This window comes from Lentzea sp. NPDC092896, from assembly GCF_044754905.1.
Classification (GTDB): domain Bacteria; phylum Actinomycetota; class Actinomycetes; order Mycobacteriales; family Pseudonocardiaceae; genus Lentzea.
The window spans coordinates 139,892-155,625 of sequence record NZ_JBIVPX010000001.1; the positions used below are offsets into that span (position 1 = coordinate 139,892).

Consider the following 15,734-nt stretch of genomic DNA (forward strand, 5'->3'; position numbering starts at 1 on the left):
GCGCGCGGTGTGCCGATCGATCACGAGGCGTTCGGCGATCTCGGTGGGGTTTGCACCATGCAGGATGGCAGGAAGCTCGTGCCGTGGAGCAAGGAGGCGGGCAACCTCGTTGTGCACAGCCGCTTCTTCGAGGTGCTCGCGGCCTATGCGGGCCGGGCCGCGGAGCAGGTGGACGAACTCGTGCACGAGCGCAACGTGGAGCTGGCCGGGACTCAGGCCGTCCTTGACGGTGATGAGGTGCGCGGCGAAGTCGACTTCAGCGAGTCCCACATCGGGGACGCCACGGCGGATCGTGATTTCCTGCGCGTGACCAAGCAGCGTGTCAAGCAGTTGGAGGAGCGGCGGAATGTGGTGCACGGCGCCGATAGCGCTGTTCGGGTGGGCGCCGTTACGACTGTTTGGGTACGCGGGGTGGAATCTTCACCTCGTTGGGGCAACTTCTCGATGAATGTTGAGTTGCCTGTAACTCTCGGGCTGCTCCATCCGGGTAACGGGTGTACGTGTGCAAGTAACCGTCAGTGATTACTCGTCTGAGGGTGGGTCGTACGCGGCCTTTTTCACCCGGTCGGGCAGCTTCGACACGGGGAGCTGCACCACGTTGTCCTCGGTCCGAGGCTCTTGCTCCGGGTTTCGAGCCTCCCGCCCTGAGGCCTTCAGTAGCTGCCTGACGATCTCCCTGACCAGGCCGCGCTGCTCAAAGTTGAGAAGCTCAACGCCGGGCAGGTCAACCGGAGTATCGAGCAGCACCAGCTCCTGCATCTTCGCGAGCGGGAGTTCGACGAAGGTGCGTGAGATCTTCTGCAGGGTGCCTTCGTGGGGCAGGGTTCTCCCTTGGAGGAACTCGTTCGCCGTGTTCCTGCTGATACCGACTGCCTCCGCGAACTTGCTGGCGGACATGCCAGCCGTTCGCGGATGCTTGTTGAGGTAGTCACTGAAGTGACCCATCGGCGAGCCTCCGGACGGTCGTGGGGTGTCGGTGATCCGCCCGTCCTGCGGAACACGAATGCAGTGTCCCACGATCGTTATGTTCCCCAAACTTGCCATTCTCCCTGCTAGGCCGCCTGAACCTGTTCAGACGAGGCCGAACAGACCAACGGTCGTCCTGTTTTGATATTGCAGAACAGGACATCCCAGCGTACGGTCGTGTCCTCGTCAAAAGTCAAGGAGCGAAGGGGGTGCCTATGAGGGTCGCCAGCATGAGGCTCATCGTCCGTCCGCGCCTGATCAGACAGCTGATGGAGGTGCACGGTCTGTCCATCCAGCGAACCGCAGAGCTGGTCGGAACGAGCAAGACCACGATCGAGCAGCTCCGCAGCGGCCAGCGCATCGACACCGACGAGAAGGTCGCCGCGCGTTTCGCGCAGGCGCTTCAGGTGGAATCGGACGCGCTGTTCATCAAGATCCGCGAGAGCCTGTCCGAAGAAACGCTCGCCGCATGATCACGGGCGACGCACCCTTCCAGGGGGATCAGCAGCTGATCGGGCTTGCGCAAGCATGCCCTCGTCGTCCTGTTTTCAGGAGTGGGAACCGGACGATTTTGGTGGCCGAGTGGCGTGCCGACCGCGAGCGGAGCGCTGCCTGATGTCCGAGCTGCCCGAACTGCACACGGCCAAAGAGGTCGCCAATGCGCTGAAGGTCTCGAAGTGGTGGGTGGAAGACCAGGCGCGACGCCGGCAGATCCCGTTCACGAAGGTCGGTGGCTCGTACAGGTTCACCGACGCGCACCTCAACGAGATCGTCGCGATCTTCGAAGAGCTGCCCGTCATGACCCCCGAAAAGCCGACGACGACAGCACGTCGTCGCGCCCAGCCGCGGCGACGGCAGTCGGAGAGCCGGAACGAAGTCGTTCCGCTCCGCGCGCGTCCCCCGCGCCGCCAGCCCAAGGCCGGATGACGAAGGCCGCCCACCAAGCCGGTCGCACCCGGCCAAGCAGACGGCCATTCATTCGCCACTGAACAAGGGAGTCCAACCCCTATGCACAGCAAGGATCGCACACCTTTGGCCGCGAACGCATCTTCCGTGGTGCGCGACGCCGCCGAGCGCGACCAGATCAAGCAGCTCGCCACCAGCGCCGCGTTCGCCATCAAGGGCAACTGCGACCACTGCGACGGCACCGGGTACAGCGACCAGACGGTCCGCCAGATCGTGCACTGCTTCAGCCCCTCCGGCTTCGGCGCGGACTGGGACCTCGCCCGCGTGCACGCGGCCATCGCCTCCGCCCGCTACGTGTGCTGGACCAACGACATCACCGGTCACGACCTCGTCGTCTCGATCGACGGCGAGCCCTACCGGTTCCAGGTGAAGAAGCCCGCTCAGGAGGACGCAGCGTGACGACGGACATCAGCACGGGCATGGAGCAGGCCGACGTGCACGAGGAGATCCAGCCGGGTGACCCGTCGACGGAGGTTGAAGCTCCCGTCGTCGAGGACACCGCTGTCAAGGCGTTGAACGCGGTGTTGATCCGCGCCGCAGTGGCGAACCGCAACGCCGAGCGGTTCAACAAGGTCGACGAGGCGGCGAAGGCCGACGTCGTGAGGGTTTTGGGCCGCAAGGGTTCCCTGCCGGTGATGAACCCGCTCAACGCCGACGAAGAGTTCGTCCAGATCACCGTCTCGAAGCTCACCTACACCGCGAAGGTGGTCGACCCGTCGGCGAGCAAGGAGTGGGTGAAGGAGCGCTACGCCGACAAGGTCGAGAAGCAGACGCGTCTGATGCCAGGCACGACCGAGCAGCACGTGTTCAACGTGCTCAAGCAGTTCGCGCCGTACCTGCTCGAAGAGGTCGATGTCGTCCCGGACCACGTGATCAACGAGCTCGCGTTGAAGTCCAGGCTCGCCCAGCGGCCGATGGGCTTCGGCGGCGAGGTCGGCGTGGACGCTCCTCCCGGAATCGTCGTGGAACCCAGCGCCCCCAAGGTCTACGTGACCTTCCGCAACCCGAGCGTCGTCGACGACCTGATCGTGAGCGGCATCGTCGACATGGAAGGCAACATGCTCGGCGGTGACGAGTGACCGCCCTGCGTACACGCCGTCCCACCGGTGCGGGCGGCTGGCAGCGGGTCCTGTTCACCGGTGACGAGGCTTCCATTGGCGACGCCGCTTGGGCGGCCGCGTCGTTCACCGGTGACGCCCGGCTCGTCACGAGCTACTGGCTGGAACTCAACACCGGTTCGACTGGCGACATCTACGGTGCCGCACCCGACGCCGACTTCGAACTGCTCGACCACGACGGCACGTGGGCCGACATCATCGGGCAGGTCGACGCCGCATGGGAAGTCGCCCGTGAGGTCGCCGCCACCGGCGGCATGCCGAGCGCGCTGATCGTGAACACCATGAGCAGCGAGTGGATGATGCTGTCCAACCTCGGCGACCGGCGGGCCCGGCGGCGCACCGCCTCGGAGCTGATCAGGCATGGCCTTGATCCGGCTGCCGCGTACTCCTCCGAGGTCAAGGTAGAGATCGACGCGGACCTGTGGACGCTCCTCGGTAATCGCCACCGGCAGCTCATGACCAAGATCCTCACCTGGCCTGGCCCCGTGATCATGATCGCGCGGGAGAAGCGCAACGCGGACGGCAGATGGGTCCTCAAGGCACAGGACCAGCTGGGATTCGACGTCACCGCCTGGATTCGCTACGTGCACGGTGCGAAGCCGGAGATCGTGTCCTTTCAGACGCCCGAACGCACTCGGCTCAACGCCACCCAGCGACGCCAGCTCCGCGCCAACTTCAGCCCTGCGGCGATCGTGTGGGACTGGTCCGGCTGCACCGTCAACACCCCGATGCCGGTGGTGCGCGTGCTCGACGCCGACCAGACCATGCCCGGCGAGGAGCCGCCCGTGCGCGCAGTGCCGGGGCGGCAGACAGTCGCACCGAGACCGCTTCCTCCTCCGCCCAGTGCAGCACCGGAGCCGTCGCAGGACGAGATCCCGGCATCGACTGACGCCACGATCGTCTCCCTAGTCGACCGGTTGCTGACGTTGGACAAGCGCGCTGGACTCAACGGGCTGTGGGCCGAGATGGAGCAGGCAGGCGCCGCCGCAATGGCCAAGGACGTCAAGGGGCTCCTCACTCCTGAAGAGCGGTCTGTTCTCAATCTCGCGGACAGCACGGCGGTGTCGCTGCGCGGCCTGGCCACCGAAGTAGGCCGGCACGTGCACAAGACCAGCACCGCAGTCCGGGACCACATCCATGTCGGCGTGGCGTCGTGAAGACCGCACTGGTGCGGACGGGGGTGGTCACGGTGTGCTGCGGTGGCCACCGGCCCGCCGGGTGCTGCGCCGACGACTGCACGCCGTGCTGTCCGGAGTGCGTCACCTGTCCCGAGGTCCACCTGGATAGCAGCGAACACCGTGCGGCAGCAGCAATCCAGGTCCGCGAACAGCGCCTGATGGCACTCGTGTTGGCGGATCGCGCCCGGCACATGCCCGCGTTGGCCGAAGCCGAGCGCCTCGTCAACGACATCACCCGACGGGCATGTGCCGCTGTTGACGGGGTTGCTGGCACGGAGGCGTGGACGCGGTCCGTTGTCGACGCCTTCGCCCACGGGTTCGAGCAGGCGGCACGTGAGGCGCTGCGGTGCGCCGAGGCGCGCGACCGCACCCAATCGCACATGGAAGGGAGCGTCGCGTGATCCGCAGGAAGCAGCTGGAGCGCACCGCGTTCCCTCCCCGCACCGAGCCCATGCGCCGCACCTCGTTCAACTCCAAGGCTGGCGCGGGCACGGGTCTCAAGCAGACGGGAACAACGAAGTCTCCGCGCTACACGGGGCCGACGAAGAAGATGCGCGACGCCGTGCTGACGCGTGACGACTACACCTGCCAGCGCTGCGGCCGTGACATCCGCAACTGCCCGTACTCGTTGCAGCACAGGCTTCCGCGTGGTCGCGGCGGCAAGAACACGATGGCGAACCTCGTCACCGTGTGCGGCTCCGCAACCACGCCAGGCATGTGTCACGACTGGATGGAAAACCAGGAACGTGCCCAGGCCCGCATCGACGGCTGGTTGGTGCCGTTGGACAACAGCCCCGAGGACTGGCCTGTCCGCAGGTTCGGGCGCGAGGAGTACGAACTGCCCGGGGCGACGGGGTGGACGCCGGCCGAGCAGCACCCGCTGCAGGCCGAGTGGGAGCTGGCGGCATGAACCCCGAAGCGCGCATGAACCCTGAGGGCACGCGGATCGCGTTGCGGTTCAACGGCGAGCAGTACTGGACGGCGTACGACGGGCACGGCCGCTTCGAGAAGTTCCTCACGGACGAGGACCTCGCGACCTGGATCGTGCTCGCTGCACCGCGCCACGTCGAGCGGGTCACCTGCCCGTGGTGCGGGCGTGACGGGCGTGCCCTCGATGAGCGTGGGCAGATTCGCTACCACTTCGCCCACACGCCCGGTTTCTACACCGACCGCTGCCAGGGCACTGGCCGTATCCCCTCCGAGCACGGCGCCACTCCTGGAGGTGCGCGATGAGGCGGGCTAGGACGACCCCTGTCGAGCACGGCACCAGCAGCGGGTTCGACGCGCACGCTGCCCGCGGTGAAGAGCCCTGCGCCGACTGCAAGCACGCCCACACGATCCGGTCCTCCGCCGCGAGGATTCGTCGAGGGAATCAGGACACCGTTCGCGTCTCAGCCGAAGGCCTCGGCGAGCTCCTCGTCAACTCCACCGAGGAGGTCTGCCATCAGTTCGGCGAGTTCTTCGGACACGAGATCGTCGCGGCTTGCATGGACCGCGCCGCATCGAAGGCCTGGGCCGAGAAGAGGTCGGCATGACCGCGGCGCGCCGTCGTGCGCTGCCTGCCGCGCTTGTTCTTGGACGGCCGCACGCGAGCTGGAAGTTGTGGGTGCGCTGCCTCGAGGGCCGCGAGCCGGCCGAGTCTCTGCCTACCAGGGACCGGGAGGACCTCGTGTGGCACCTGGTGCACGAGCTCGGGTGGCTCGATGCGGAGGTCGCTGCGCACACGCAGATGACGGAATACACGACCGCCCGCATCCGAGAGCGGCTAGGGCTGCAACCCAACGCCGTCAACGACATCACGGCAGCGGCATGACCGCGCCTCCCTTCGAGCCTTTGGAGGCCACATGCCCCGCAGAACGGCGTTCACGCCGATCGCATGGGCGAAGCGGGTCCCCACGATGACCCGCGCCGACGGCCGGCCGGATCTCACCGCGCACTTCGTGTTGCTGACGCTCGCGACGTACGCGGACAAGGACGGCAAGAACGCGCGGCCCGGTCTGGGCACCCTCGCCGAGGATTGCCACATCACGACCGACACCGTTCAGCAGGCACTCGACCGCATCCAGGCCAAGGGCCTGATCTCGAAGACCGCTGAGCTCACCGGTGGAACGACGGTGTGGCAGTTGGATCTCGACATCGAGCGCTCCGGCAGGGGCGTCAACGACGAGCGTCGCGAGCGCGCGCTGGAGAAGCAGCGCGAGCGGCAGCGGCGATACGAAGAGCGTCGGCGCACCGGATCTGACGGTGTGGCACAGCGTCAGGCTGACGGTGCGGTGGACCGTCAGATGACGCCGTCTGACGACGTCAGCCTGACGGTGTCCGACACCGTCACTGACGCTGTGGCGGACCGTCATCGACGGTGTGGCACACCGTCATTGACGGTGTCACCACCGTCAGAACCGCAGGTCATCCCGGCTACACCTGCCCTTGACCTGCCATATGAACTACCAAAAGAACAACTCGCGTCTCCTACGGAAGACGCGATTCGCGACGACGTGAACGCCTTGTGCGAACGCCTCCACGAACGCCTCACGGCCAACGGCGTGAAGGCAACGATCACCGCGAAGTGGCGCACCGACGCACGCCTGCTGCTCGACCGCGACGGCCGCGAACTTCAGCACGCTCTCAACCTCATCGACTGGGCCACCGCGGACTCGTTCTGGAAAGCGAACGTCCTGTCGATGCCGAAGTTCCGGAAGCAGTACGACCAACTGCGGCTCCAAGCCCTTCGCGAATGGGAGCAGCGCAAGCCGAAGCCCAGCCGCGACATCACCGCCGAGTGGCAGGCCCTCAAGCAGGGGCCATCCCAGCCGGGCCCTAGCGCCGGTCCGGCGACCTGGCAGCTCGCGCCGGACCAGATGCCTCTCGCTGCGACCGGAACCGACGCGCTGCCCCTGCTGATCTCGCTACCCGCACCCCACTCGCGAGGTGATCACCGATGAACGCCAGCAACTACACGCCGATGACTCACGCCCAGATGGTCGACCTGCTGACGTTGATCGCGAACAGCGACCACCGCAAGCCCAGTGCCGACATGGTCACCGTCTGGCTGATGGCCGCACACACCGCGAAGTGGCGTGCGCATGAGGCGGCTGAGGCAGTGAAGCAGCACATCACCTACTCGACCGAGTACATGAAGCCCGCCCACATCACCGCCCTCATCCACGAGGCTCGACGCGCCGATCGGACGCCGATGCTTGCGCTGCCCGGCCCCGCTCCGGCCTCGGACCAGACGCGTGACGATGCGAAGGCCGCCTTCGAGGTAGTGGCCGCCCAGCTCGCCACGACGCGTGAAGCGCGCTGGAAGCTCCGCCGACTGTTCGCCATGCCGTTCTCGCTGAAGCGTCCCCGCGTTCGCAACTCGCCCGACGACGAGCGACGCCGCGCCGAGGCCGCCGCCGAGCTCGCGCGGGTGCGCCAGAACCTGGAGCAGTCGTGAGCCACGACGACCGCTTCGACGACGACCTGGACGACGACCTGACCGCGGACTTGCCCGCGCCCGTCGTGCCTCCGCCTGCGCACGGACCAAGCGAGTGCAGCAAGTGCGTCAAGGGCTGGGTCGACCGCGAAAACGCCGTCCCGTGCCTCGACTGCCGCCCGCACCTCGCGCCAGGTCGTCGCGTGCAGCTGGGCCTGCAGTAGCCCGCTTGATCAAGACCACCCGTTTGCCCGCCCCAGATCGACGGGGCGCGATTGGAAGGACCCTCGCCATGGGACAGGAACCCCAAGCCACTGAAGGGGCGCAGAGCCTCGCTCGGCCCGCACCCGAGATCAACACCGCCGAGGACTACATCCGCCAGGCCCTCGCCGACGCCGATTCCCTCCTCGAACGCGTCGTCGATCCCAAGACCGGCAACCCGAACCACATCGCCATCGCGCACTACATCAGCAAGTTCCCCGCCGTGGTGTTCCTCGAAGCGCTACGCCGGCGTGACCCGCAGGAAGCCGACCGGCTCGCCGTCTGGGTCCAGAAGTCCATGGAGGACGGCGAGACCGCGGGCGAACTGAACTGGCAGTGGAGCCGCCAGATCGCGGACGGGCACCCCATGACGTGGCTCGGTGGCGAAGCAGACCAGCAACCGCCGATCCCGGCAGGCCTCAGCACCACCGAGATCACCACCCGCGACGGCCTGACGGCGGACGTGCCGTACGTGCCCACCCGCACGCCGGGGCTCATCGTCACGCAGACGCTCACGGGCTCGTTCGACGGCGCCGACTGGAAGCGAGCCGAGGGCAAGTGGGGCATCACCCACGAGCCGACCCTGCTGCGCGTCCAGAACTGGGACTACCCGCTCGACGTCGCCCAGTCCATCGCCGCCCGACTCGGCGAGCTCAACGTCGACTGGACCCAGGTGTCCCGGGACTTCGTGCTCAAGCTCGACCACGACACCCGCAAGGCGATCCTCGCGGTGTTCGAGGCGCACGACCTGTGCTCGTCCTGCTCCGACGGCGACCACCAGCCCGTGCTGCCGTTCCGGGTCGAGGTGGCCGCGTGAACGCCACCGAACTGCGGCCCGCGACCACCAAGGTCCGCGGCCCGGAAGAGACCCTGGCGACGATCCAGGCCGCGATCGCCAACACCGCGGCCGTCATGCCACCGCTCGCTGCGCGCGAGGTGGCAAGCGAGCTGGCTCGGGCGGCAAGCCTCGACGCGATCAGGGTGATGTCGTGGGAGTGCCGCGATCGCTGGCTTGAACTCGCCGACGAGATCAACGCCTACGCCGCGCAGGCCCGCCAGCACGTCGAGCACGAGCTGTTCCTCCGCGGCACGAGCCCGGAGGACGCGGCGTACGTCGCGGCCGCCGAGACGCTCAACGACGCCCTGCACGAGATCCCCAGCGCGGGTGTCGCGCACCGCACGGTCACCCGGTTCCACGGGCCTTGGGTCATCGACCGCCCGGCTACCACCACCAAGGAGTCCGCCGCATGACCACCATCCAGCACAGTCGACCTGGCCCCGTCCTGCTCGACCTCACCACGAGCATCGGCACCATCGACGTCACCGTCGAAGACATCGACACCGCTGTCGTCGAGCTCCATCCGGAGCAGCCGGACGATGAGACCGCGCTCGACCTGATCGCCCGCGCCGAGGTCAGCTCGCGCGCTGACGAGTTCGCGGTGCGCCTGCCGAGGACGCCGGGTAACTCGACGACGATCGTCCGCAACGGACACAGCGTGTCCATCAACACCGGCTCGGTCTCGGTCGGCAACATCGTGATCGGCAACGCCGGCGGAGTGACTGTCGTCAACGGCCGAGCGGCCGGAGGCAGCGGCACCGTGGTCATCGCCACTGGCGGTGGCGTGCGCCTGTCGGCCCGGCTGCCGCGAGGCTCCAGCCTCACCGTCGACGCCGGCGGAGCATCGGTCAGAACGACGGGGCACCTCAAGGCTATCCGGTTCGCCGCGACGTCCGGCGACCTGCGCGCCGACGGCGCCGACCGGGTGCACGCCCGCAGCCAGTCCGGCGACATCGAGGTCCGCGCGATGGACAACGGCATGCTCAAGTCGATGTCCGGCGACATCCACGTCGACGGTGTCGCGAGTGCCGCGTCGATCAGCACGATGTCCGGGGGCATCAGGGCGATCGCAGGCAGCGGCGCCGAAATCGACGCGGACGCCATGTCCGGCAACGTGACCATCACCGGCGACCCCCGGCACGTCTCGGCACGCTCGATGTCCGGACACGTGCGCATCCCCAAGGCTGCCCGGTGAAGATCCGCCTCCTCTTCACCGTCGCCCGCGGGTACACCGACAAGACCGCCATGCGCAGCGTCGTCGAACAGGTCCACGCCGCTCGCCCCAACGCGGTGCTCGTCCACGGCGACTGTCCCGAAGGCGACCAGGACGTGGCCGCGATCTGGCGCGAGCTCGGCGGCATCGACGAGCCGCGCCCGGCCGACTGGTACGGGCCGTGCCGGCCGCAGTGCCGCCCGCGACACCGGCGGATCAAGGACGGCAAGGAGTACTGCCCGGCCGCAGGCCCGTACCGCAATCACGAGATGTTCGGACCCGAGCCGATCCAGGAGACGCACGCCCTAGTGGCGACCGGCAGCCGCGGCGCCCGCGACACGGCCGAGATGTCCACCCGGCTCGGCATCCCGACGTTCACGTGGCCGCTCGGCGCCGGCGCGGTCACCGTGCCGCCGTACCGGGCCGACCGGTTCTCGTGCGAGATCGCGGTCTTCTGCGACACCTGCGAGCACGAGGAACGCGGCGACTACCTCGTGCACGAGAACGACTCCGAAAACCGCCGCTTCGGTTACGCCCGCGCCTACCTGCGCACGCAGGGCTGGCATTGCGACAAGAGCGGGGACTTCTGCCCCCACCACAAGCCCCGTCAACTGTCCCTGGAGGACGCCTGATGTCCGTTCGCATACTCACCAAGGATCTCCTGGCCCTCCTCAACGACCACCTCCTCACCGCGGCCGAAGAGACGGGTCTCGCAGGCTGCGCCGGCATCCTGCTGCACACGTCGAAGGTCGAGGAGAACTCCGAAGTCGGTGCCGTGAACTGCCTCGTCGCCACCTCGACGAACGGCCGCGTCGTCGGCCACTCGTGGGTCGAGGCCGGCGGCGGCCTCCTGCCGACGCTCCTGCCGGTGAACTACGTCCGCGCCCTGATCGAGAGCCTGAAGAAGCTCCTCAACAAGGACAACAGGAACGACCACGTCAGCGACCTCCGGCGTGATGGTGAAGACGTCGTCATCGCCGAGGACCCGGACCTGTTCGGCCACGGCTTCACCCAGAGGTTCGCGTGGAGCGACCTCGACACGTTCCCGCGCACCGTGTTCCCGCTGCTCGCCTCCGTGCACCTCACCGCGCCGCAGGACATGAAGGCGGTGGAGAACCGCACCGACTACACCGCGTCCGCGCTCTCCGCGTTCCTCACGATCGCGAACCGGCACAGCGGAACCGTGTCGCTCTACCGCGTGCACCAGTCCATGAACGTCCATGTTCAGATCGGCGTCAGCTACCGCGGAGTCATAGCCCCCTCGAAGGGCTGGAACGACTCCGACCTCGCCGACGGCCAGGCCCCAGACATCGGGGTGTACGCAGCGGATCTGCCGCCACTGCCCGAACCCGAGGACGCCGAGGAGTCCGAGCAGGAGCCAGCGGGGGTGTCGTCGTGATCGAGCACATCACGCACGGCCCGCTCGCCGGGTTCACGATCACCAGCGGCGAGGACCTGCTCAACGATGCGGGCGGACAGGTTGCCGTTCTGCATGCTGCTGGACAACTCGGCTACATCGCCCCGTCACAGGAGTGGGTGGACGGCACCGGCGAGCCCTTGCCCGAAACCCTCCAGTTCGAGGCGGACCAGATGGTCCAGAGCGGACTCCTGCCGGAGTTCAAGGAGTGGTTCGCGTGAGCTCACCAGAGACCGTGACCGTCGAAGTGATCTCGTGCCCACTCGACAACTGCGCGTGGCAGCACGCCGAACCCGTGGTAGACGTGCCCGCCAACGCACTCGCCAACATCTTCGGGTCCGGGGTGATGACCGGCGTCGCCCAGGTGCAGCGCGCCCAACGCGTCGAGGACGCGCTGCAGCAGCACTTCGCCAGCCACAAGGTCGAACAGTACCTGCGCACCATCACTCGCCTGCGCGCCGATCTCAAGGGCGCGATCGCTCTCCTCGACGACGCGACGGTGAACGAGCCCTGCTCGCTCGATCACCACGGCTACTGCCAGGAGCACATGGACTTCAGCGAAGCCGAGTGCTACCAGGCGCGCATCAAGCGGTTCGTTGCCGAGCACGCTGAAACGGAGAGCGGCCGTGGCTGACCAAACCGCCATCCAGTGGACGGATCACACCTTCAACGCCTGGTGGGGATGCTCGCGCGTCTCGCCGGCGTGCCGCTTCTGCTACGCCGACACCCTCGCGCACCGCTGGGGCCAGGAACTGTGGCGCCGCTCGGGCCCGCGTCGCATGCTGGGCAAGGACAACTGGCGCAAGCCGCTCAAGTGGAACCGCGACGCCGAGCATGCGGGCAAGCCTGCGCTGGTGTTCTGCGCCTCCATGTCGGACGTCTTCGAGCGGCACCCCGTCGACGAGGTCAACGCCGAGCTCGACGCGGCTCGCACCCGCCTGTGGGACCTGATCGCCGAGACGCCGTGGCTGCGCTGGCAGCTGCTGACGAAGCGCATCGAGAACGTCGCTGACATGGCGCCGTGGGGCGACGACTGGCCGGACAACGTCTGGCTCGGCACCTCAGTGGAGGATCAGCGTCGAGCCAACGAGCGCATCGCGGCCCTGCTGATGAGGCCTGCGAAGGTGCGCTTCCTGTCGTGTGAACCACTTCTCGAAGCTGTCGACCTCACACGAGTCGCGTACACCGATGGAGGCGGCACGCACCTCGACGTCGTCCACGGACGACACGGCATTCCCGACGTTTGGGCGACCTCGGCGCAGAAGGTGTCCTGGGTGATCTGTGGAGGTGAATCGGGAGCCAAGCACCGCCCGATGAACCTCGACTGGGCGCGGTCACTGCGAGACCAGTGCGCGAGCGCGGACGTGCCGTTCTTCTTCAAGCAGGTCGGCGGACGCACATCGAAGGCCGGCGGCTCGCTGCTCGATGGCCGCCAGCACGTCGAGCTCCCGGAGCGTGCAGCGTGACCACGACGCAGGAACCCGCCCGCGAGCAGCGACCTGAGATCGCCGAGGACCTGCTGGAGCAGGCCGCCTACGCAATGCTGCAAGCGTGGGCCGACGAGTACACCTGGAACCCGAAGCCCTGGAGTGAACTCCGGCCGGAGACACAGCGGGCAATGCGCCGCCGCGCACGGGCAGTCATCACCGTTGTTCAGAACGCGGCACCGCCGGAGCGCGACGCCTCCACGTTCGCCTCGCTGTACCGCAGCGAGGAGCGGCGAGCGAACGAACTGCAGGAGTTGCTCGACAAGACCGAGGACACCTACTCGGAACTGATGCGCAGGATGGCCGCCAGAGCCTCGGAACTCCGCCGCTCGCTCAAGTTCGCGGACACCCACGTGCCTCGGTGGGAAGGGATCATTGCTGAGCACAAGGTCGAGATCGAACGCTTGGAGCAGAACGAGGACTTCCTGGAGCGCGCCGTGCACGCCCTGCTCGGTTGTTGCGACGGGAGCGACGTGCCATGCGAGGTTCGTGACGCGGAAGCGCTGTACGAGCACGTGCGGCATGGCATGCCTCACAGAACCTTCAAAGCAGTCGCCGCCGAGGTCGAGCGGTTGAGGGAACTCTGGCCCCTGAACGGTCTCGGCGGGGACACCGATGTTCAGCAGCTCATCGCCAACCAGCGAGCATGGACCCAGACTGCAGGAGAGCGCGCCACCGCTGCGACCGCGCTCGCCGACGAACTGCTGGCGATGTTCGCGACAGGGGAGAAGGGCCACCCCGGCAAGCCGTATGTCCGCACGGGATGGATCGACGAGGCAACGATCACGCGACTCCGCGAACGACGCGCGGCACTTGAGTCGTCGGTGGAATCACCAAATCACCAGGCAAATCAACATTGGCCCGCTCCTGCCGTCGAAGGGAACCCCGACCGATGACGACCATCCACATCAACCCCGGCACCGGAGCGGTCCCGTCCGCGACCGTCGAGAACGCCATCGTCAACATCAATCAGCTCGTGCTCGATGTCGCAGCCGCCCGCGAGAACTATGACCACGTCCTGACCCATCGCATCGAGTCGGCCGACTATGGCGACGGCCGCTACGCGTTCATCATCGTCTTCCGTGCCTGGGGTGGGCTGTGCGCGTTCGAGGTGCAGATGCCGGGCCTGCCGCTGGAGCAGGTGAACTACGGCGCTCGCGACGGCGACAGCCCTTGGGACTTCCCGCGCCTGTATGTCGACGATTCCTCGTGGCTGTGGAAGTTCGCCATCGACGCATGTCTGCCCGACGAGAAGGACTGACCGATGAAGAACCACAGCCCGGCCAGGCCGGCGGAGACGCCGTGACGCGCGCCGACATGGGCTCTGGTGAGGAGTGGGCGAACGGCCGGGGCTGCTTCAACTTCGCGCTGGCCCCGATCGCGCTGCTCGTCGCCCTGGCACTGGTCCTGAGGAGACGCCGTGGGTGAGTGGAAGGTTCGCGTCGGCTTCCTGCCTCGCGAGCTCGTCGATGAGCTGAAGCAGCTCGTCGACAAGATTCCGGACGAGAGCGCGCAGTACGAGGTCATGCGTTTCGTCGAGCGGGCGTTCGCCAGTGGCTACGAGGCCGCCTACATCCGCTACCAGATAGAGGAAAGCTGGCGACAGTTCCGCGTGAAGGACACTGCGACGAAACAGCCGCACGTCGTGGAACTGGACGCCACCCAGATCCCCGAACACCTGAAGATCAGCGACGTCCAGGCGGTGTTCCGTGCTGCCGGACTGCAGGTGCAGATCGAGGTCGACGGAGCCGACCAAGGCAGCACAAGCCGATGACCATCCCTGGTCTGTGGGATCCGTCGCAGTGGCCGCGCCGCGGCTGCTGCGGCGCCTGCGGGCGGCCCGCGCTTGAGGCACCGTCTCGCCGATGGTGGCACGACGGCCAGCCCTGTCTCGCGCGCTCGCAGTCGATGTGGACCGTGGACAGCCTCGACGTCCGGAGCGCGCTCGTGTTCGTGGCCGAGGGCGAACCGCTGCCTGAAGGGCCGACGCGCTGGCACCTGGACCCCACGGCGACCGACGAACGCGGCATCCCGACCGCGTTCGACCTGTGCAGGACCGATCACACCCAGACCGTGCGGGAGTGGCTCGCACGGCAAGCAGAGGAGACCGCATGACCGACAACCTCGACTACACGACCTGGACCTTTGAGGACCACATCACGAAGGCCGAGATGCTCGTTGCCGAAGCCGACGCGATGGCCACGCGCCAGGGAGCGGAGTCCGCCGCAGCGTTGCGGCGCCTGGAGATCCAGCAGACCGTGGACCGCGGCATGCTGCACGCCAAGCTCGCCGAGCTCAAGAAGCCCGCGCCCATCGCCGACCAGGCTCCGCCCGCGCCGGCCGCCGCAGACGCAACGACGAAGCCCAAGCCCGTCCGGAACCCGCAGCGCACCGCGGACTCGTGATGGACTACGGGAGCTTCGGGACGCACAACCCGGACCTGTGCGCCTGCGGCTGCAAGACACCGGTGAAGGACAACGGCCTCACGCCGCGGTACGCGACCCCGACGTGCCGAGATCGGTGGGCCGCGGCGCGAACACCGCGCCCGAGCGATGTCGTCGAGTCCGACCTGCTCGACGACGGCCCGCAGGAACCGCCGCCGCCGTCTGAACCGGTCGGCGTCGAGGAGGTCGCGGAGGTGCAGCAGGAGTTCGCTGAACGGGTCATCGTGGCGCCCGAGGCGGAGGAGGCACTGCGCGCCGCCCCGTCGGGGATGCAGGTTCAGCCGCGGTCGAAGTCGTTGTGGAAGGCGTTGCGTCACGGCGGCCGGAAGGTGTGGTGAGCGCCTTCTGCAAGTAGCGGAAACGAGAACGGCCCCCGACATCCCAAGGGAGATCGGGGGCCTTCGCGCGTTCGGACAACCGCTTGCACC

The 15,734-nt window shown here is 67.5% G+C and carries 30 protein-coding genes; 29 read left to right on the plus strand and 1 reads right to left on the minus strand.

The genetic code is table 11. The annotated features are described in order from the left end of the window. Window positions 1-9: 9 nt before the first annotated feature. Entirely contained in the window at window positions 10-522 is a 513-nt protein-coding gene (locus tag ACIQF0_RS00705) for a hypothetical protein (protein WP_401023204.1), read from the plus strand. On the opposite strand, the gene ACIQF0_RS00710 is transcribed toward ACIQF0_RS00705, so the two are convergent. Continuing rightward, complete coding sequence (locus ACIQF0_RS00710; RefSeq protein ID WP_401023205.1) at window positions 523-897, minus strand: helix-turn-helix domain-containing protein; 375 nt, start codon at window positions 895-897, stop codon at window positions 523-525. A gap of 299 nt (window positions 898-1,196) precedes the next feature. Between ACIQF0_RS00710 and ACIQF0_RS00715 the strand changes: the two genes are divergently transcribed. From ACIQF0_RS00715 to ACIQF0_RS00850, 28 genes are all read left to right on the plus strand, one after another. Further along, entirely contained in the window at window positions 1,197-1,439 is a 243-nt protein-coding gene (locus ACIQF0_RS00715; protein WP_401023206.1) for a helix-turn-helix domain-containing protein, read from the plus strand. A 142-nt stretch (window positions 1,440-1,581) separates the two neighbouring features. Then, a complete protein-coding gene (locus ACIQF0_RS00720; protein ID WP_401023207.1) occupies window positions 1,582-1,893 on the plus strand; it encodes a helix-turn-helix domain-containing protein in 312 nt (103 codons plus the stop codon). 81 nt (window positions 1,894-1,974) lie between these two features. Then, a complete protein-coding gene (locus ACIQF0_RS00725; protein WP_401023208.1) occupies window positions 1,975-2,331 on the plus strand; it encodes a hypothetical protein in 357 nt (118 codons plus the stop codon). Further along, entirely contained in the window at window positions 2,328-3,011 is a 684-nt protein-coding gene (locus ACIQF0_RS00730; RefSeq protein ID WP_401023209.1) for a hypothetical protein, read from the plus strand. The genes ACIQF0_RS00725 and ACIQF0_RS00730 overlap by 4 nt, the downstream gene beginning before the upstream one ends. Further along, complete coding sequence (locus ACIQF0_RS00735) at window positions 3,008-4,207, plus strand: hypothetical protein (RefSeq protein WP_401023210.1); 1,200 nt, start codon at window positions 3,008-3,010, stop codon at window positions 4,205-4,207. The genes ACIQF0_RS00730 and ACIQF0_RS00735 overlap by 4 nt, the downstream gene beginning before the upstream one ends. Continuing rightward, window positions 4,204-4,629 (plus strand): hypothetical protein, encoded by a 426-nt coding sequence (locus ACIQF0_RS00740; protein ID WP_401023211.1) that lies wholly within the window; start codon window positions 4,204-4,206, stop codon window positions 4,627-4,629. Before ACIQF0_RS00735 ends, ACIQF0_RS00740 begins: the two co-directional genes overlap by 4 nt. Then, window positions 4,626-5,138 carry an HNH endonuclease gene (locus ACIQF0_RS00745; protein WP_401023212.1) on the plus strand — a complete coding sequence of 171 codons (513 nt, stop codon included), beginning with the start codon at window positions 4,626-4,628 and terminating at the stop codon, window positions 5,136-5,138. The genes ACIQF0_RS00740 and ACIQF0_RS00745 overlap by 4 nt, the downstream gene beginning before the upstream one ends. Then, window positions 5,135-5,461: a hypothetical protein gene (locus ACIQF0_RS00750; RefSeq protein WP_401023213.1), complete on the plus strand. Its 327-nt coding sequence runs from the start codon at window positions 5,135-5,137 to the stop codon at window positions 5,459-5,461. The genes ACIQF0_RS00745 and ACIQF0_RS00750 overlap by 4 nt, the downstream gene beginning before the upstream one ends. Next, complete coding sequence (locus ACIQF0_RS00755) at window positions 5,458-5,763, plus strand: hypothetical protein (RefSeq protein ID WP_401023214.1); 306 nt, start codon at window positions 5,458-5,460, stop codon at window positions 5,761-5,763. The genes ACIQF0_RS00750 and ACIQF0_RS00755 overlap by 4 nt, the downstream gene beginning before the upstream one ends. Beyond that, window positions 5,760-6,041, plus strand: a complete 282-nt coding sequence (locus ACIQF0_RS00760; protein WP_401023215.1) for a hypothetical protein — start codon at window positions 5,760-5,762, stop codon at window positions 6,039-6,041. Before ACIQF0_RS00755 ends, ACIQF0_RS00760 begins: the two co-directional genes overlap by 4 nt. Window positions 6,042-6,072: 31 nt before the next feature. Then, window positions 6,073-7,170, plus strand: coding sequence for a helix-turn-helix domain-containing protein (locus ACIQF0_RS00765; protein WP_401023216.1), 1,098 nt, complete (start codon window positions 6,073-6,075; stop codon window positions 7,168-7,170). After that, the gene (locus ACIQF0_RS00770; protein WP_401023217.1) at window positions 7,167-7,667 is read left to right on the plus strand and encodes a hypothetical protein; all 501 of its coding nucleotides are present in this window, start codon (window positions 7,167-7,169) and stop codon (window positions 7,665-7,667) included. The genes ACIQF0_RS00765 and ACIQF0_RS00770 overlap by 4 nt, the downstream gene beginning before the upstream one ends. Continuing rightward, complete coding sequence (locus tag ACIQF0_RS00775; protein ID WP_401023218.1) at window positions 7,664-7,870, plus strand: hypothetical protein; 207 nt, start codon at window positions 7,664-7,666, stop codon at window positions 7,868-7,870. Before ACIQF0_RS00770 ends, ACIQF0_RS00775 begins: the two co-directional genes overlap by 4 nt. A gap of 68 nt (window positions 7,871-7,938) precedes the next feature. After that, window positions 7,939-8,724, plus strand: coding sequence for a hypothetical protein (locus ACIQF0_RS00780; protein ID WP_401023219.1), 786 nt, complete (start codon window positions 7,939-7,941; stop codon window positions 8,722-8,724). Then, window positions 8,721-9,158 (plus strand): hypothetical protein, encoded by a 438-nt coding sequence (locus ACIQF0_RS00785; RefSeq protein ID WP_401023220.1) that lies wholly within the window; start codon window positions 8,721-8,723, stop codon window positions 9,156-9,158. Before ACIQF0_RS00780 ends, ACIQF0_RS00785 begins: the two co-directional genes overlap by 4 nt. After that, window positions 9,155-9,940 carry a DUF4097 family beta strand repeat-containing protein gene (locus ACIQF0_RS00790; RefSeq protein WP_401023221.1) on the plus strand — a complete coding sequence of 262 codons (786 nt, stop codon included), beginning with the start codon at window positions 9,155-9,157 and terminating at the stop codon, window positions 9,938-9,940. Before ACIQF0_RS00785 ends, ACIQF0_RS00790 begins: the two co-directional genes overlap by 4 nt. Continuing rightward, a complete protein-coding gene (locus ACIQF0_RS00795) occupies window positions 9,937-10,590 on the plus strand; it encodes a hypothetical protein (RefSeq protein WP_401023222.1) in 654 nt (217 codons plus the stop codon). The genes ACIQF0_RS00790 and ACIQF0_RS00795 overlap by 4 nt, the downstream gene beginning before the upstream one ends. Next, window positions 10,590-11,357 (plus strand): hypothetical protein, encoded by a 768-nt coding sequence (locus ACIQF0_RS00800; RefSeq protein WP_401023223.1) that lies wholly within the window; start codon window positions 10,590-10,592, stop codon window positions 11,355-11,357. The genes ACIQF0_RS00795 and ACIQF0_RS00800 overlap by 1 nt, the downstream gene beginning before the upstream one ends. Then, window positions 11,354-11,596 carry a hypothetical protein gene (locus ACIQF0_RS00805; protein ID WP_401023224.1) on the plus strand — a complete coding sequence of 81 codons (243 nt, stop codon included), beginning with the start codon at window positions 11,354-11,356 and terminating at the stop codon, window positions 11,594-11,596. The genes ACIQF0_RS00800 and ACIQF0_RS00805 overlap by 4 nt, the downstream gene beginning before the upstream one ends. After that, window positions 11,593-12,009 carry a hypothetical protein gene (locus tag ACIQF0_RS00810; protein ID WP_401023225.1) on the plus strand — a complete coding sequence of 139 codons (417 nt, stop codon included), beginning with the start codon at window positions 11,593-11,595 and terminating at the stop codon, window positions 12,007-12,009. The genes ACIQF0_RS00805 and ACIQF0_RS00810 overlap by 4 nt, the downstream gene beginning before the upstream one ends. Next, the gene (locus ACIQF0_RS00815) at window positions 12,002-12,841 is read left to right on the plus strand and encodes a DUF5131 family protein (RefSeq protein WP_401023226.1); all 840 of its coding nucleotides are present in this window, start codon (window positions 12,002-12,004) and stop codon (window positions 12,839-12,841) included. Before ACIQF0_RS00810 ends, ACIQF0_RS00815 begins: the two co-directional genes overlap by 8 nt. 152 nt (window positions 12,842-12,993) lie before the next feature. Next, entirely contained in the window at window positions 12,994-13,758 is a 765-nt protein-coding gene (locus ACIQF0_RS00820) for a hypothetical protein (protein ID WP_401023227.1), read from the plus strand. Then, a complete protein-coding gene (locus tag ACIQF0_RS00825; RefSeq protein WP_401023228.1) occupies window positions 13,755-14,123 on the plus strand; it encodes a hypothetical protein in 369 nt (122 codons plus the stop codon). Before ACIQF0_RS00820 ends, ACIQF0_RS00825 begins: the two co-directional genes overlap by 4 nt. Window positions 14,124-14,164: 41 nt before the next feature. After that, window positions 14,165-14,290: a hypothetical protein gene (locus ACIQF0_RS00830; RefSeq protein ID WP_401023229.1), complete on the plus strand. Its 126-nt coding sequence runs from the start codon at window positions 14,165-14,167 to the stop codon at window positions 14,288-14,290. Beyond that, entirely contained in the window at window positions 14,283-14,636 is a 354-nt protein-coding gene (locus ACIQF0_RS00835; protein ID WP_401023230.1) for a hypothetical protein, read from the plus strand. Before ACIQF0_RS00830 ends, ACIQF0_RS00835 begins: the two co-directional genes overlap by 8 nt. Then, a complete protein-coding gene (locus ACIQF0_RS00840; RefSeq protein ID WP_401023231.1) occupies window positions 14,633-14,977 on the plus strand; it encodes a hypothetical protein in 345 nt (114 codons plus the stop codon). Before ACIQF0_RS00835 ends, ACIQF0_RS00840 begins: the two co-directional genes overlap by 4 nt. Next, window positions 14,974-15,267 carry a hypothetical protein gene (locus ACIQF0_RS00845; RefSeq protein WP_401023232.1) on the plus strand — a complete coding sequence of 98 codons (294 nt, stop codon included), beginning with the start codon at window positions 14,974-14,976 and terminating at the stop codon, window positions 15,265-15,267. The genes ACIQF0_RS00840 and ACIQF0_RS00845 overlap by 4 nt, the downstream gene beginning before the upstream one ends. After that, window positions 15,267-15,644, plus strand: a complete 378-nt coding sequence (locus ACIQF0_RS00850; RefSeq protein ID WP_401023233.1) for a hypothetical protein — start codon at window positions 15,267-15,269, stop codon at window positions 15,642-15,644. The genes ACIQF0_RS00845 and ACIQF0_RS00850 overlap by 1 nt, the downstream gene beginning before the upstream one ends. The last annotated feature ends 90 nt before the right edge of the window (window positions 15,645-15,734 follow it).

Bases quoted from the DNA above. Each gene is read 5' to 3' on its own strand.
- ACIQF0_RS00710 (WP_401023205.1), bottom strand. From the start codon at position 897: ATGTCCGCCAGCAAGTTCGCGGAGGCAGTCGGTATCAGCAGGAACACG.
- ACIQF0_RS00715 (WP_401023206.1), top strand. From the start codon at position 1,197: ATGAGGCTCATCGTCCGTCCGCGCCTGATCAGACAGCTGATGGAGGTG.
- ACIQF0_RS00720 (WP_401023207.1), top strand. From the start codon at position 1,582: ATGTCCGAGCTGCCCGAACTGCACACGGCCAAAGAGGTCGCCAATGCG.
- ACIQF0_RS00725 (WP_401023208.1), top strand. From the start codon at position 1,975: ATGCACAGCAAGGATCGCACACCTTTGGCCGCGAACGCATCTTCCGTG.
- ACIQF0_RS00750 (WP_401023213.1), top strand. From the start codon at position 5,135: ATGAACCCCGAAGCGCGCATGAACCCTGAGGGCACGCGGATCGCGTTG.
- ACIQF0_RS00755 (WP_401023214.1), top strand. From the start codon at position 5,458: ATGAGGCGGGCTAGGACGACCCCTGTCGAGCACGGCACCAGCAGCGGG.
- ACIQF0_RS00760 (WP_401023215.1), top strand. From the start codon at position 5,760: ATGACCGCGGCGCGCCGTCGTGCGCTGCCTGCCGCGCTTGTTCTTGGA.
- ACIQF0_RS00765 (WP_401023216.1), top strand. From the start codon at position 6,073: ATGCCCCGCAGAACGGCGTTCACGCCGATCGCATGGGCGAAGCGGGTC.
- ACIQF0_RS00770 (WP_401023217.1), top strand. From the start codon at position 7,167: ATGAACGCCAGCAACTACACGCCGATGACTCACGCCCAGATGGTCGAC.
- ACIQF0_RS00780 (WP_401023219.1), top strand. From the start codon at position 7,939: ATGGGACAGGAACCCCAAGCCACTGAAGGGGCGCAGAGCCTCGCTCGG.
- ACIQF0_RS00790 (WP_401023221.1), top strand. From the start codon at position 9,155: ATGACCACCATCCAGCACAGTCGACCTGGCCCCGTCCTGCTCGACCTC.
- ACIQF0_RS00800 (WP_401023223.1), top strand. From the start codon at position 10,590: ATGTCCGTTCGCATACTCACCAAGGATCTCCTGGCCCTCCTCAACGAC.
- ACIQF0_RS00820 (WP_401023227.1), top strand. From the start codon at position 12,994: ATGCGCCGCCGCGCACGGGCAGTCATCACCGTTGTTCAGAACGCGGCA.
- ACIQF0_RS00825 (WP_401023228.1), top strand. From the start codon at position 13,755: ATGACGACCATCCACATCAACCCCGGCACCGGAGCGGTCCCGTCCGCG.
- ACIQF0_RS00840 (WP_401023231.1), top strand. From the start codon at position 14,633: ATGACCATCCCTGGTCTGTGGGATCCGTCGCAGTGGCCGCGCCGCGGC.
- ACIQF0_RS00845 (WP_401023232.1), top strand. From the start codon at position 14,974: ATGACCGACAACCTCGACTACACGACCTGGACCTTTGAGGACCACATC.
- ACIQF0_RS00850 (WP_401023233.1), top strand. From the start codon at position 15,267: ATGGACTACGGGAGCTTCGGGACGCACAACCCGGACCTGTGCGCCTGC.